We start from the raw sequence: 14,182 nt of genomic DNA, 5'->3' as shown, positions 1-14,182 counted from the left end.
TGTGATTAATATATGGAGAAATTAACTCACATAGTTGTACCTCTGGCGATTGTGAGCTTTGACCACATTCCTCTGAAAACACTGAGACGTAGCGCGTTTCGACGCCCTGCGCCGACAGTCCATCAAGAGTTATTCAGTCGGAGTACGCAATCAGTTGTATGGACAACTCGTCGCTTCGCGCGCCCGCCGAGACCGCTGTCAAACAGTGCCTGAACCTCCAGCCCGACGAGTCATGCGCCGTCGTTACTGACGACCAGCGGAAATCAATCGGCGAGGCGCTGTATCGCGTCGCCGCGGAGATTACCGATAACGCCGTTTTCGTACGCTACCCGCCGGGCGAACAACACGGTTCGGAACCGCCTGCGCCGGTCGCTGGCGCGATGGAAACTGCCGATGTCGTGCTCGCGCCGACGACCAAGAGCCTGAGCCACACAGAAGCCCGGACCGACGCCAATGAGGCCGGCGCTCGCGTTGCAACCTTGCCCGGTATCAGCGAGGGCGTGTTTCTGATGGGATTAGACGCCGACTACCACCGCATCGAACAGCACTGCAAGGACGTGCTGGCGCAGGTCGAGGACGCCGATGAAATCCGAGTCACGTCGCCCCAGGGGACCGATATCACGTTCGGCATCGGTGCGCGCGAGTGGCACATGGACACCGGTATCGTCCACGAGGCTGGCGAGATGTCGAACCTCCCTGCCGGCGAGGTGTTCCTCGCTCCGGAGACTGCCGACGGCACGTTCGTCGTCGACGGGACGATGCGCCCCCACGGCAAACTCGACGGCAAGCGTCTCACCTTTGAGGTCGAAGACGGCTACGTCACGGATATCGACGACCCCGATATCCGCGCACAGGTCGAGGAGGCTGCCGAGGAGGTCGGCCGGGACGCCTACAACCTCGCCGAGCTCGGCATCGGCACGAACGTCGCCGTGACCGAACTCGTCGGCTCCGTCCTCCTAGACGAGAAGGCCGGCGGGACGGTCCACATCGCTATCGGCGACGACCACGCGATGGGCGGCGACGTGCACGCGCCGATCCATCTGGACGGGATTTTGACGGAACCGACCGTGTATGCGGACGGCGAGGAAGTGGAACTTCCTCGCGTCGAGTGAGCGGCGAGAACGGACTCCCACAAAGACCCGTGAATAGCGGACGCTGACTGACAGCCAACCGCCGCTATCAGTCTACGTATTCTGCTTTCAACGCGTACGCGACCATGACAACCGTCCAGACGAGCGACCCGACGAGGACGATGTCGAACGGGACCGAATAGCCGAGGTTCCACGCGAGCACGAGCCCGTGTATCCCACTCATGAACGCCATCGTTGCGACGGTGATGGTGGCTGCCACCCGCGGCACGTCCGGCGGGTCGTAACGGAACGCCAATTTCAGCACAATGAGTGTTGCGAGCATCAGCGCCGGCATGAGAACGACACCGACCGGCTTCGAGACGTAGTTATCGGGCGTGCCCGACGCGGAGAAGTGAATCGCGACCTCTGCGGGGAGGCGCGACCAGACCGCCACGCCGGCCAGGGCTGTCAGGGCGATGATGGCACCGCTTGCGATGTCAGTACGGCTCTGTCGGCGCGCCATACCCGTTGTTTCGTCCCGCCGCTCAAGAAGGTCGGCGTGACTGTGCGAGTGAGAACCACGAGCAGCGCCGTGGCGACGACCATTTACGGGAGCGTAGTCAACGACTGCATATGACAGACGCTACACCGGGCGACCGCATCGCCCTCCCGTGTCCGGCCTGTTCGCCGGACCTGGAAACGGTTCACGAGGTGCTGAAGCCGGGCGGCCATGTGACGGTTCGCTGTACGGACTGCGACCACGTCCACAAGGAACAATTGCCGGAGGAAGAGACGCTGAAGCGAAGCGTCGTTGTCTCACAGGACGGGGACTCCTTTACCGCCGAGGTCGACGTCCCAGCAGAGGAAGAACTGTCCGTCGGCGAGGAGTTCCTGCTGGAGACAGAAGAAGCAGTTGTGACGGCGCGGATCACCAGTCTGGAGACCGCGGACGGCCGCGAGGACGAGGCGGCCGCCGAGGACGTCGAGACTATCTGGTCGCGGGCGGTCGGGAACGTCTCGGTCAACGTCACGATGCATCCAAAGGACGGCACTCACGACGAGACCGAGAGCTTCAAGCTCCACGTCCCCGGCGACTACGAGTTCGTCGTCGGCGAGACCGAGGAGTTCGGCGAGGAGGAATTCACCGTCGAGGGGATTCACGTCCGCGACGACGCACACGGCTACGACCACGAGAACATGGACCACGACGGCGACATGGGTATCGCGAAAGACATCAACCGACTGTACGTCAGGGACGAGTCGACCACGGCGTGGTCGGCGTGGTAGGATGGCCGACTGGGGCCGAAAACGGTCGCGGCTGGCCGACCGCCTTCGCGAGCGTGTCTCCGACGAGGCCGTTCTCGCGGCGATAGCGTCGGTTCCCCGCCACCGGTTCGTTCCGGACGACAAGCGACACGACGCCTACGCCGACCGCCCGCTCCCGATCGGGTCAGGTCAGACGGTTTCTGCGCCGCACATGGTTGCAATCATGTCCGAGTTACTGGACCTGTCCCCGGGGGATCAGGTGTTAGAGGTCGGTACGGGGTGTGGGTACCACGCCGCGGTGACCGCCGAACTGGTCGGCCCCGAGAACGTCTACAGCGTGGAGTACCACGCATCGCTGGCCGACGAAGCACGGGAAACGCTGGAAGCGACCGGCTACGGCGACGTTTCCGTTCGCGCCGACGACGGCAAGGAGGGGTGGCCCGACCACGCCCCCTACGATCGGACGTATCTCACATGTGCCGCGCCGGAGTTCCCCGCCCCGCTCGTCGACCAGACCCGCACCGGTGGTCTCTTGCTGGCTCCAATCGGTGACGGGCGACAGCGTCTCATCCGCGCGGAGAAACAGGCCGACGGCACGCTCGATAGCGAGGACCACGGCGGCGTTCGATTCGTCCCGCTCCAGTAGGGTCTTTCGACAGACGCCGCCGTTGTCGCGCCATTGATATAGCTCTGGTCGAATATACTGGTATGGACCCAGCGGTACTGCGGGACGACATGGTCGACAGCCTGCAACACGAGAGCAAGGGTGTTGTCCGGAGCGCGTGGCTGTCGGCAGCGATGCGTGCCGTCCCCCGGGAGGCCTTCGTCGGCGAGCAACAGGCCTACTCCGACCGCCCGTTCGAGCGCCTCGGCACGCGCGTGCTCTCGCCCAGTACCGCCGGTCGAGTGCTCGAAACCCTGTCACCCGAAGAAGACGACGACGTGCTCGTGGTCGGTGCCGGTGTCGGCTACACGGCCGCGGTGCTTGCGGAACACGTCGGTGCGGCCAACGTTCACGCGATAGATATCACGCGGCGGCTCGTCATCGAAGCCCGGCAGAACCTGGCAGAAGCAGGCTACGACGCCGTCCTCGTGGACCGCCGCGACGGCGCTGCCGGGCTGCCCGAATACGCACCGTACGACCGTATTCTTCTGGAAGCCGCCGCAATCGACCCGCCGCGGGCGCTCCTCCAGCAACTGACCGATGACGGTCGACTGGTGATGCCGCTTGGCACCGGTGAACAGTCCCTCGCTGTCGTGGAGGCCGACGGCTCGGTCACGCAACACGGCACCGTCGCGTTCCAGCCGATGCTCGTCGAGGGCGAGCAGGCCGACACCGTCGAGCGCAACCGGACCCATCGTGAAGACCGCGAGCGCGCCCGGCGGGCGGCCCAGTCCCGCGCCGGCTGGGAGCAGGAGTGGATCGACTGGGACGGCTAGGGCGACTCGACGACGAGCAGGTCGGTGTTCGAGCGGGCGTCCTCGTAGTTGCTCCCCGCTGGTGGTTTCACCTCGAACGTGACCGTGCCGTCCTGTTGATTCGGTCCGAGCGACGGCGACAGTGAGAGGGTCGCGTTCCCTGCACTCCCTGTCTCGCCAGTCTTGACCGACGAGAGCGTTGCTGTCCCGCTTTTCGCGACCACCGTCGCGCCGGAGACGGGCGACCCCTTCGAGTCGACGACAGTGACAACTACGTCCTGTGTCCCCGGATTAGCTACTTCGGGGTGTGGCTCAACGTCGACCTCTGTCACCTGCAGCGTCTCGATTCCGGAGATGGTGCTCATCATCACGGAGAGGCAGGCGACGCCGACCACCAGCGCGATGACCAGGCGGATCGGCAGTCCCTCGATAGCACGTTCGTCGTGCCACAACGAATCTGACATGTGCTGGGGTGGCCCCGGGTTCGTACTTGAATCCCCGGACAAACGTTCAAATATCAGAGCGAAGCAACCGCCGGCATGGTCGTTATCGGACGTGAGGGGGCGACGGGGGCGACGGCGCGGCTGGGTCACTATCGGGCCCGCGACGGGAGCCGCGGCGCTGCGGTCGACCTCGATATCGACCGGCCACACGTCGGTCTCGTCGTCGGCAAACGCGGGTCGGGGAAGACATACACGCTCGGCGTCCTCGCCGAGGGCCTGCTGGCTGCCGAGGGGGTCGCGCCGGTCGTCGTCGACCCGATGGGGGCGTTCACGCCACTTAGCGCCGCGGACGTGTCTGCCACGGTGGTCGACCCCAGCGTTCGCGCGGACGCGCTCGACCCGCGCCAGTGGTGTACGGTGCTCGGCCTCGACCCCGAACGGGGCGCGGGCGCGCTCGTGTGGCGAGCGGCGAGCGAGCGTGCGACGCTTGGCGGGATGCGTTCGTGGGTGGCCGATGCCGATGTGGCGGCGAGCACCGCCCGCGCGGCGACGAACCATCTCGCGCTCGCCGCGTCCTGGGGCGTCTTCGAGCCTTCGGGTATCGAGGTGGAGACGCTGTGCAGCGACGGCCTGACCGTGCTCGATATGTCGGGATTCGCTTCCCGACCGGCCGGTGCGGTCCTCGCCGCTGTCGCGACCGCGCTGTACGATGCCCGGGTGACTGACCGGACGGACCGACTGCCCTGGCTGCTGGTCGACGAAGCCCACGCGTTCACCGACGGCGTCGCCCGGCGTCCGCTCCGTCGGTTCGTCACCCGGGGCCGCCAGCCCGGCGTGAGTTGTGTGCTCGCGACACAGCGACCTAGCGCTGTGCCACCGACGACCGTCTCACAGACGGACCTGCTCGTCGCCCACCGACTGACGAGTACGGCAGACATCGACGCGCTACAGGCGGCCCAGCCGACGTATCTCGACGGCGATTTCACGGCTCGACTGCCAGAGACGACCGGCGACGCGCTCGTCGTCGACGACGATACTGAATCCGTTCATCATGTAACGGTCCGCGAGCGGCGGACGCCCCACGGCGGCGAGACGCCGCGAGCCAGCGATCTCAAAGCAGACAGGGAGCACGAAGCTCGTACAGGGGGTTCTGAAATCTGATGGTCCGGCACGAATCACACGATCTGTACGACGCCCCAGGCCAATCCGATCCCGGCCAGCGCACAGGCGAGGTTGGCGACGGCGTTGAGTACGGCCAGCGCCACGTAGCCGTCCTCCCATAGCCGCACCGTCCCGACCGAAAACGAGGAAAACGTCGTGAACGAGCCACACGCGCCGACACCGACCAGCAGCGCTGCATCGCCGGTGACGCCAGCAAACGTCAGCAGTCCGAGGACGAAGCTCCCGATGACGTTCACCGTGAGCGTCCCGAGCGGGAACGTCTCTCGCTGGACAGCCCCCGCCAGGTAGTGACGACAGAGCGCGCCGATAGCGCCGCCGGTCCCGACCAGATGCGCCGGCTCGATAGCGACCATCAGCGGCCACCTCCGGCGAACAGCCGGACGGCCTCACGGCCGACGAGGACACCGGCAAACCCCAGAGCGTAGCTGCCGACGATGTTCGCGACAGCCCACTCGGGCGTTAACACCGTCTCCACTGCGAACGTGCTGTAGGTGGTAAACGACGAGATGAAGCCGGTCGACGCGGCCAGTTTCGTCTCGCTGGCCAGCGCACCGACCTGCAGCCCTTCGTACACGAGCACGCCGAGCGCGAAACTGCCGCAGACGTTGACCAGCAGTGTCCCCTGTAACCCCGGAACAAAGAGGCCGACGAAGTACCGGAGGTTCGAGCCGGCGAAGCCCCCCAGACCCACAAGGACGATAGTTTCGACCGTCACCAGTGGGTGGGTGTCTGCCATCTTCACTCCCCAAGTATCTCCGCTAGCCGCGCTTCACCGAGCGTGTCGACGAGCTGTGCGAGTTCGATAACCCGTTCTTCGCCGAGCGCGTCGACGAGTTCACGGATCTCTGCCGGGTCGAACGTTCGGGCGACGTAGCCGAGGTTCTCCACCATCCGCGTCGTCCGGTCTAGTGTCTCTTCGTCGGGTCGTAGCGTTAGCGGCCGGTTCGTGAACTTGCCGTTTTCGTTGAAGTAGCAGAACCGTAACTCGGCGGTGTCGCTGTCATCCGGATCGACGATCTGCAAGACACCGTACCCACTGTCCCACTCGTCCAGTTCGACCTCGAGCAGCGTTTCGTAACGGGTCATACGACCTGCTTCCGATCACGCCGACTTATAGGTTGGCATCTGAAGAGACTCACAAGCGGTTAAGATTGCTATCCACAATAAAACAGTAGTATAAGAGAGAAAAACCTCCTCTCCCTCCCGTCAATCCTTCTGTATCGGAATAATATTGGTACAGGTGTTATTCCGGAATCGACTGTCAGTCTGTGCGCTGTCTGCCGTGTCTCATCGCCGTCGAGTCTGGCGTGTCCGCCCGCACTCGGGGCGCCAAGTGTGTAATTTGGTTTTCGGCAATGAAATTATTTTTATATCCGCTCCGACTACAGCAGACCAATGCCAGAATCAAAGCAAGGATCTAGTGTCGCCCATTTTGATGTCACCAATATCGGTGGGATCGACGAGACATCAGTCGATATTCCACCGGGTGTGACGGTGCTGACGGGAAAGAACGCCACAAACCGGACGTCGTTTCTGCAGTCTATTATGGCGGCAATGGGGAGTACGCAGGCCACGCTGAAAGGCGACGCCGACGAGGGGAGCGTTGCCCTCACGTATGGGGATGAGGTGTACGAACGGACGCTCACGCGGGCGGGGGATGCTGTCCAGTTCGACGGCGACGGCTACCTCGACGACCCCGAGGTCGCCGACCTGTTCGCGTTCCTCCTCGAAACTAACGAGGCGCGCCGGTCCGTGGCTCGCGGCGACGACCTCCGCGAGATCATCATGCGCCCGGTCGACATCGACGCGATCCGTTCGGAAGTCGAACAGCTGGAAGCGGAGAAAGGCGACATCAACGACGAACTCGCCACGGTTGAATCCCACCAGCGCGACCTTCCGGACCTCGAGCAGCGCCGGACCGAACTCCGCGAGCAGATCGAGGAGAAACGCGAGGAACTGGCCGAGCGCGAGGAGGAGATCGACAACAGCAGCCGGGACATCGAGGAGAGCCGTCAGGAACAGGACGTCCTCGAAGAGAAACTCGACGAACTCCGCTCGACGCGGTCGGACCTCGAATCTGTCCGGCGGGACATCGAGGCACAGGAGGAGAGCATCTCCTCGCTGAAACGCGAACGGTCCGACCTCGAAGACGAACTGGACGAACTGCCGGAGACGCCGATGGGCGACCAGCAGCACCTCGAAGACGAGATCGCAAGCCTGCGCGACCAGCGCCAGCGGCTGAACAGCGAGATCTCCGACCTTCAGAGCCTCATCCAGTACAACGAGGAACGGCTCGAAGAGGAAGACTACGACGTCATTCAGTCACTCGAAGACGCGCCCGAAGGCTCCGACGGCGCGGTGACGGAGCAACTCCTCGAAGGCGAAGACGAGGAATCCGTCGTCTGCTGGACGTGTGGCTCGACGGTCGACCGCGAGCAGATAGAAGACACCGTCGACCGCCTGCAGGACCTCCGCCGGGGGAAGGTCGAGGACCTCAACGACATCAAGTCGGAACTCGACGATCTCAAGACCGACCAGCGCGAGGCGGAAAAGAAGCAGCGCCGTCGCGAGAACGTCGAGCGGAAGATACAGGAGACCGAAACGGAGATCGAACGCCGCGAGGAGCAGATCACTTCGCTGAAGGAGCGACGCGAGGAACTGACTGACGACGTCGAGTCGCTGGAAGACGAGGTCGACAACCTCGAATCCGAGGACTTTGACGAGATCCTCTCACTACACCGGGAGGCAAACCAGCTCGAGTTCGAGATCGACAGCCTGGAATCCGACCTCGACGACGTATCAGCCGAAATCGAAGAGATCGAGGAGATGGTCAAGCGGGCCGACGACCTCCGCGAGGAACGCGACGCCCTCGTTGAGGAACTCACCGACAAGCGGACGAAAATCGACCAGATCGAGGCTAACGCTGTCGACGAGTTCAACGAGCACATGGACGCTATCCTCGGCATTCTGGAGTACGAGAACCTCGAACGCATCTGGATCGAACGCGTCGAGCAGACCGTCCGCGAGGGGCGCCAGAAGGTCGACCGAACGGTGTTCGAACTCCACATCGTCCGGACCACCGAGAACGGCGCGGCTTACGAGGACACCATCGAGCACCTTAGCGAGAGCGAGCGCGAAGTGACCGGGCTCATCTTCGCTCTCGCGGGCTATCTGGTGCACGACCTCCACGAGAGCGTTCCGTTCATGCTGCTCGACTCGCTGGAGGCCATCGATTCGGCGCGGATCGCCGAACTCGTCGAGTACTTCGCCGACTACGCCGAGCATCTCGTCGTCGCCCTCTTGCCGGAGGACGCGCAGGCGCTGGACGACGACTTCAACCGCATCACCTCGATCTAACCCCGTAGTCTTTTAGTTCCGGTTACCGTACGTGGGAACAACAGATGGCGAATACGACAGACGGCCGGCCGTCGAGCAAAGTCGCTCGGCTCATCGACGAGTACGAACTCGATGGACTCGGTGCGGAGATGGAGGCCCGCTGGACGGGCGACGGTGAAGAGCGCATGAGCCTCCGTGACCTCGCGGAGTTTTTCAACAAGCGCCTCCTCGAACGCGAGTTGGTCGATGCGGGCCTGAGTGCCCTCGAAAGCGACGTGGAATCGACCTACGAGAACCTCACCGGTGACGACATCAGCACAGGTGTCAGGACCGACACCGTCAATCGACTCGAACGCAACGGCGTCGACGTCGATGGTCTCGAAACCGATTTCATCACCTACCAGGCTATCCGGTCGTATCTGAAGGAGTGGCGCGGCGCGGAGTACCAGGGACTGTCCGACGACGAGAAGATCGAAAAGGACCTCGAGAGCATTCAGCGGCTACTGACCCGAACGCTGTCGGTCACCGACCAGCGCATCGAGAAACTACGCGATACGGGCCGCATTGACATCGAGGACTTCGAGGTGTTTCTGGACGCGCAGGTGCTGTGCCAGTCGTGTGGCAGCCAGTACGCCGTCGCGGAGTTCTTCGAGCAGGGCGGTTGTGAGTGCCAGCAAGACTGAGTTACCACTCTACGTCTTCCCTGACTGTCGGGATAGACTCAACGATTCGAAAACGTCGAAACAATCGACAGAGTTTGTGAAACACAACAAAGTAGAATATACGGTAGCTACGGGTAGTCGCAGAATCAGAATCGTACTACTGTTCCGGAACCCCGACTGCGAAACTGCCTACTGGCTCACACAGGGCTGAAGGCGTCGGGGGCCATCGAAACGGACATGGACCCAGCCGAGCTCCGAGCGTCGATTCCGGCACTCGAACGGTGTACGTACTTCAACACGGGGGCAAGCGGGCCGACGCCGCGCCCCGTAGTCGACGCTGCGACGGCGTTTCTCGAACGCCACGCCTTCGATGCACCTGCCGGCGACGGCCCTTACACGGTTGCGTGGGACGCTATCGCGGCGGCCCGCGAAGTCGTCGCCGGCCACATCGGAACCGAGGCCGCCAACGTCGCGTTCACTCGCAGTACCGCCGATGGGGTCAACATGGTTGCAGGGGCTATCGACTGGCAGCCCGGCGACGTAGTGGTCCGGACCGACCTCGAACACCCCGCCGGAACGCTCCCGTGGGACCGGCTGGCCGACACCCACGATATCGAGGTCCGCGTACTGGAAACCGAGGGTGGTCGGCTCGACATGGCTGACGTAAAAGACGCCGTGGCCGACGCCAGACTGGTGGCGCTGAGTTCGCTCACCTGGACACACGGGACCAGACTTCCGGTCGGGGATGTCGTCGACGTGGTCCACGACGCCGGCGCACAGGTGCTCGTCGACGCCGTCCAGTCCGTCGGGCAACACCCCGTCGACGTGACCGAGTGGGGCGCGGATTTCGTGGCCGCAGCGGGGCACAAGTGGTTGCTTGGTATCTGGGGCGGCGGGTTCCTCTACGTCGACCCCGACGCCTACGACCGACTGCGCCAGACTCGCATCGGCTACCGGAGCGTCGAGAATCCCACTGGGGACGGATACGAGTACTACCCGGGCGCGCGCCGGTTCGAGGTCGGCACTACCTCACCGGTCCCGTACGTCGCGCTCGCGAACGCCATCGAGACGGTCGAGGCCGTCGGATTCGATACGATTCAGGCCCGCGTCGAACGGCTGACCGACCGGCTCAAGGACGGCCTCGGCGACCGGCTGCTGAGCCCCCGCGACTACGAGTCGGGACTCGTGACGTTCACTGCCGACGACCCCGAGGCGACCGTCGAGCGACTCGCGGCCGAGGGTGTCATTATCAGGTCACTCTCCCACCCCGAGGCGCTTCGGGCGTCGGTCCATGCGTTCAACACGGCTGACGATGTCGACCGCTTGCTCGACGCGCTGTAGTTCTCTCAACGCATCCCGCCTCGACTGTGGCTCTCACTGGCCCGGACTTTATTGCCCCGGCCAGCCGTTCACGGCCGTATGGAGACACGCCCTGTCGTGACGTGCTTCCTGCGCAGCGATGGCGAGGTGTTGCTGTTGCGCCGGAGCGATGCAGTCGGCTCGTATCAGGGCCAGTGGAGCGGGGTCGCGGGACACGTCGCCGACGACGCCGGGCGAGATCGGGATCCGGAGACGGCCGCGCGGGCCGAAATCGACGAGGAGACCGGGCTGGCCGACGCGGTGACGCTCGTCCGGCAGGGCGACTCGTTTCGGGTCGCTGACGACGACCGGGGCGTTCGATGGGTCGTTCATCCGTTCCTGTTCGACTGTGCGGCCCGCACAGTCGCGACTAACGAGGAGACGACCGAGACTGCGTGGGTCCACCCGCCCGACATACTGGTCCGCGAGACGGTCCCGCGGCTGTGGACCTCCTGGGACCGCGTTCGCCCGCGAGTGGCGACAGTACGCGAGGACCGGACCCACGGCTCGGCGTGGCTGTCGCTCCGGGCACTGGAGGTGCTGCGCGACGAGGCCGCCCTGGCCGATGCCGGACGGTCTGACGACCTGGAGACGGCCGAGCGGGACGGTGACGGCTGGGACATGCTCGCTGCCCTCGCCGCTGAAATCCGCGAAGCGCGCTCCTCGATGGTCGTCGTCGCGAACCGTCTCAACCGAGCGATGGCTGCCGTGACCGATGAATCGCCAGCGGCTGTCGAGCGGGCGGCGACCGAAACGCTGAATCACGCGGTGACCGCCGACCGCGTCGCCGCCGCCGTCGCCGCCGAGCACGTCGGTGACCGCCTCGCGACGCTGTCTCGCTCCGGGACAGTCCGTGCAGTGGTCGACGCCGCTGCCCCAGCGGCCGTGCTCGTCGCCGAGTCACTGCCCGGCGGTGAAGGCGTCGGCGTCGCGGAGACGTTCGCCGACAGCGCCGCGGTGACGCTGACTACTGACGCAGCGTTCGGTCACGAACTGGATGTGTGGAATGCCGACACGCTCGTCGTCGGGGCCGACCGAGTTCTTCCGGATGGCCGCGTGGTCAACAAAGTTGGAACCTGCCCAGCAGCTCTGTCGGCGGCCGCCGCGGCCGTGGACTGCTACGCCGTGTGTGCCACGGACAAAATCGCACCGCACGCTGCGTGGGGCCGAGAAGAGCGGGAGCCAGAGGAGGTGTACGACGGTGACGCCGACATCGCTGTGTCCAACCCCACCTTCGACCTGACGCCGGCATCGGCAGTGACGGTCGTCACCGAACGCGGCGTTCTGGGGACGGACGACATCGAGGAGATCGCCGAGGCCCACCGGGAGCGGAGCGGGTGGGCCGACGGTGGCTAACGCCGATCTTTCGCCCGCTCACTGCTCGTCTAACACGACCGGGACGCCGGCTTCGGCTACGTCGGCAGCGAACTCGCGGGAGTCGGCTTCGAGGTTGGAAAAGGTGTTGTAGTGGACCGGCATCACGAGGTCCGGGTCGATGGTCGCGGCCAGCGAGGCGGCCTCGTGGCGGTCCATGGTCGCCCGCGGGCCGATAGGCGGACACAGCAGCGATACCTCAAGTGTCCGGTGGCCCGGCAGGACGTCTGAATCGCCGGGATAGAACGCTCTGGTCCCCTCGACGGCGATCATGAAGCCACAGCCGAAGCCCTCCGGGTGGTAGGGCGTCCCGTCGGGGAGCGTATGCGGGCCGTCCGGTTCGTTGTACGCCGGCGTCGACCAGATAGGTACGTCCTTGACCGTCGTTTGCGATTTCATCCCGACCTCGACCACGTCGTAGGGGAGCGAGGACAGCGGCGGGAGGTCCCGGTCGCCCACGCGCTCGTCGATACCCTCGTAGGCGACGATGGTCGCGTTCTCGCTCGCGACGCGCTCGATGCCGTCTGGGTCGTAGTGGTGGACGTGGGTCACACACACCACGTCGCCGTCCTCGGCGCGGTAGTCGCTGCTTGGCGGGTGGCCGATACCGTCCGTGTGGGGCTCCCACTCGCCGGTGAGCACGCCGTACCGGCCCGGATCGACGTACACCACCGTGTCGTCGCCGGCGAACCGGAGCGTCGCGTACCCCAGCCAGTCGACGGTCAGCCCGTCGTGTCGAACTGTCATTAGGTGTCCGTACACGCTACACCCTGAATAAGGCCGCTACTCGTCGGCGCCGTCCCCAGTCAGAAGCTATACCCGGCCACTGTTCGTTGGACTTCCCGTGCGAAACTTCCACATCACGACGGTCTGGGGGATCCCGATACGGGTCAACGTCTCGCTGCTGATTTTCCTGCCGGTGCTGGCCTGGATTATCGGCAGCGGGGCACAGATATCGGTGTACGCCGGCATCGTGAGCGCTCTCTCCGGCGTGACGCTCGACCTCACGGTGCTGACCGCGGGCCAGACGCCGTGGCTCATCGGCACCGCCGCGGCGGTGGGTCTGTTCGCCAGCGTCGCACTGCACGAACTGGGCCACGCCTGGGCGGCGATGCGCTACGGGCTCCGGGTAGAGTCGATCACGCTCTGGATTCTCGGCGGCCTTGCCAGCCTCGAATCCATGCCCAAGGAGTGGAACCGGGAACTCGTCATCGCGCTGGCCGGTCCGGCCGTGAGTATTCTGACCGGGCTCGCCTGCTACGCCGCGCTGTTTGCCCTGCCAGCGAGCGCGCAGGTGACGCTGTTTGTCGTTGGCTGGCTGGCCGTCACCAATCTCTTCCTCGCCGTGTTCAATATGCTGCCGGCGTTCCCGATGGACGGCGGCCGCGTCCTCCGGGCGCTGCTCGCGCGAAAGCGACCCTACGCGACGGCGACTCGCATCGCCGCTCGGATCGGGACCGGGTTCGCCGTGCTGTTCGCCGTCGTCGGCGTCATGTCGTTTAGCCCGATGTTGCTGCTACTCGCGCTGTTCGTCTACGGCGCTGCGTCGAGTGAATCCCGCACGGTTGCCCTGGCCGCCCTGCTGGAAGGGCTGACCGTCGACGACGTGGCCAGCCCGCTCGACGCGACTATCGAGGCCAGCGCCAGTATCGAGGACCTCGTCGACCGGATGTTCGCCGACCGGCGGACGGAGTTCGCTGTCACGCGCGGCGGCGACGTGGTCGGCGTCGTCACCGTCGGCGATTTCAGGGAACTCTCGAAGGCCGAACGTGAGGCCGACACCGTCGCCGACCTGATGGAGACCGACCTGCCGCGCTTTGCCTCGGAAACTGCCGCTTTCGACGTGCTCGTCGAACTCGACACCGCCAGAGCCACCGCCGCCTTCGTCGACGGCCCCGAGGGGACCCGTGTGGTCTCCCGCGAGGACTTCTCCAGTGCGATGGAGATGCAGCGGCTCGTTGGGTCCCCGGAACCGTTCTAACACAGCGTTTACTCGCTCGAATATGGTCCCTACCAGCTAGAAGGCGCTACCTGAAGCCGGCTGGACAACCTGGGCGAGCCGGGGTTTTCC

Annotated in this window: 16 protein-coding genes; 10 read left to right on the top strand and 6 right to left on the bottom strand. The window is 64.8% G+C overall.

Annotation, left to right across the window (positions count from 1 at the left end; all coding sequences use genetic code 11):
• Positions 1–158 precede the first annotated feature (158 nt).
• On the top strand, positions 159–1,112 hold the full coding sequence (locus tag HAH_RS13280; protein WP_014041387.1) for an aminopeptidase: 954 nt from the start codon (positions 159–161) through the stop codon (positions 1,110–1,112).
• A 67-nt stretch (positions 1,113–1,179) separates the two neighbouring features.
• Here HAH_RS13280 and HAH_RS13275 read toward each other — a convergent pair whose 3' ends face one another.
• The gene (locus HAH_RS13275) at positions 1,180–1,593 is read right to left on the bottom strand and encodes a DUF1648 domain-containing protein (protein ID WP_014041386.1); all 414 of its coding nucleotides are present in this window, start codon (positions 1,591–1,593) and stop codon (positions 1,180–1,182) included.
• A 110-nt stretch (positions 1,594–1,703) separates the two neighbouring features.
• On the opposite strand from HAH_RS13275, the gene HAH_RS13270 reads away from it, so the two are divergent.
• The 3 genes from HAH_RS13270 (at position 1,704) to HAH_RS13260 (ending at position 3,776) form a co-directional block, all read left to right on the top strand.
• Positions 1,704–2,357 (top strand): HVO_0476 family zinc finger protein, encoded by a 654-nt coding sequence (locus HAH_RS13270; protein ID WP_008307750.1) that lies wholly within the window; start codon positions 1,704–1,706, stop codon positions 2,355–2,357.
• A gap of 1 nt (position 2,358) precedes the next feature.
• Positions 2,359–2,982: a protein-L-isoaspartate(D-aspartate) O-methyltransferase gene (locus tag HAH_RS13265; protein ID WP_014041385.1), complete on the top strand. Its 624-nt coding sequence runs from the start codon at positions 2,359–2,361 to the stop codon at positions 2,980–2,982.
• 62 nt (positions 2,983–3,044) lie between these two features.
• Complete coding sequence (locus tag HAH_RS13260; RefSeq protein WP_014041384.1) at positions 3,045–3,776, top strand: protein-L-isoaspartate O-methyltransferase family protein; 732 nt, start codon at positions 3,045–3,047, stop codon at positions 3,774–3,776.
• Here the strand turns inward: HAH_RS13260 and HAH_RS13255 are convergent.
• Positions 3,773–4,219 carry a DUF7382 domain-containing protein gene (locus HAH_RS13255; protein WP_014041383.1) on the bottom strand — a complete coding sequence of 149 codons (447 nt, stop codon included), beginning with the start codon at positions 4,217–4,219 and terminating at the stop codon, positions 3,773–3,775. The two genes, HAH_RS13260 and HAH_RS13255, sit on opposite strands and share 4 nt — an antisense overlap.
• 75 nt (positions 4,220–4,294) lie before the next feature.
• Here HAH_RS13255 and HAH_RS13250 point away from each other — a divergent pair, with 75 nt between their 5' ends.
• Positions 4,295–5,359 (top strand): ATP-binding protein, encoded by a 1,065-nt coding sequence (locus tag HAH_RS13250; RefSeq protein ID WP_014041382.1) that lies wholly within the window; start codon positions 4,295–4,297, stop codon positions 5,357–5,359.
• A 14-nt stretch (positions 5,360–5,373) separates the two neighbouring features.
• Here HAH_RS13250 and crcB read toward each other — a convergent pair whose 3' ends face one another.
• From crcB to HAH_RS13235, 3 genes are read right to left on the bottom strand one after another with little or no spacing between them, the layout of a single operon-like run.
• Entirely contained in the window at positions 5,374–5,733 is a 360-nt protein-coding gene (gene crcB / locus HAH_RS13245) for a fluoride efflux transporter CrcB (protein ID WP_014041381.1), read from the bottom strand.
• Entirely contained in the window at positions 5,733–6,116 is a 384-nt protein-coding gene (locus HAH_RS13240) for a fluoride efflux transporter FluC (RefSeq protein WP_023843421.1), read from the bottom strand. The genes crcB and HAH_RS13240 overlap by 1 nt, the downstream gene beginning before the upstream one ends.
• A gap of 2 nt (positions 6,117–6,118) precedes the next feature.
• Positions 6,119–6,466, bottom strand: a complete 348-nt coding sequence (locus HAH_RS13235; RefSeq protein WP_008307758.1) for a hypothetical protein — start codon at positions 6,464–6,466, stop codon at positions 6,119–6,121.
• Positions 6,467–6,775: 309 nt separating this feature from the next.
• On the opposite strand from HAH_RS13235, the gene HAH_RS13230 reads away from it, so the two are divergent.
• The 4 genes from HAH_RS13230 (at position 6,776) to HAH_RS13215 (ending at position 12,093) form a co-directional block, all read left to right on the top strand.
• Positions 6,776–8,737, top strand: coding sequence for an archaea-specific SMC-related protein (locus HAH_RS13230; protein ID WP_014041379.1), 1,962 nt, complete (start codon positions 6,776–6,778; stop codon positions 8,735–8,737).
• A 44-nt stretch (positions 8,738–8,781) separates the two neighbouring features.
• A complete protein-coding gene (rdfA, locus tag HAH_RS13225; protein ID WP_008307760.1) occupies positions 8,782–9,399 on the top strand; it encodes a rod-determining factor RdfA in 618 nt (205 codons plus the stop codon).
• Between the two features lie 216 nt (positions 9,400–9,615).
• On the top strand, positions 9,616–10,719 hold the full coding sequence (locus HAH_RS13220; protein WP_014041378.1) for an aminotransferase class V-fold PLP-dependent enzyme: 1,104 nt from the start codon (positions 9,616–9,618) through the stop codon (positions 10,717–10,719).
• Between the two features lie 78 nt (positions 10,720–10,797).
• Entirely contained in the window at positions 10,798–12,093 is a 1,296-nt protein-coding gene (locus tag HAH_RS13215; RefSeq protein WP_014041377.1) for an NUDIX domain-containing protein, read from the top strand.
• A gap of 18 nt (positions 12,094–12,111) precedes the next feature.
• Here the strand turns inward: HAH_RS13215 and HAH_RS13210 are convergent, their stop codons facing one another.
• Positions 12,112–12,858: an MBL fold metallo-hydrolase gene (locus tag HAH_RS13210; protein WP_014041376.1), complete on the bottom strand. Its 747-nt coding sequence runs from the start codon at positions 12,856–12,858 to the stop codon at positions 12,112–12,114.
• Between the two features lie 97 nt (positions 12,859–12,955).
• On the opposite strand from HAH_RS13210, the gene HAH_RS13205 reads away from it, so the two are divergent.
• A complete protein-coding gene (locus HAH_RS13205) occupies positions 12,956–14,092 on the top strand; it encodes a site-2 protease family protein (protein WP_014041375.1) in 1,137 nt (378 codons plus the stop codon).
• Positions 14,093–14,182: the final 90 nt, after the last annotated feature.

It is taken from the genome of Haloarcula hispanica ATCC 33960 (genome assembly GCF_000223905.1).
Taxonomy (GTDB): Archaea; Halobacteriota; Halobacteria; order Halobacteriales; family Haloarculaceae; genus Haloarcula; species Haloarcula hispanica.
This window is presented reverse-complemented; position numbering and strand designations above follow the sequence as displayed.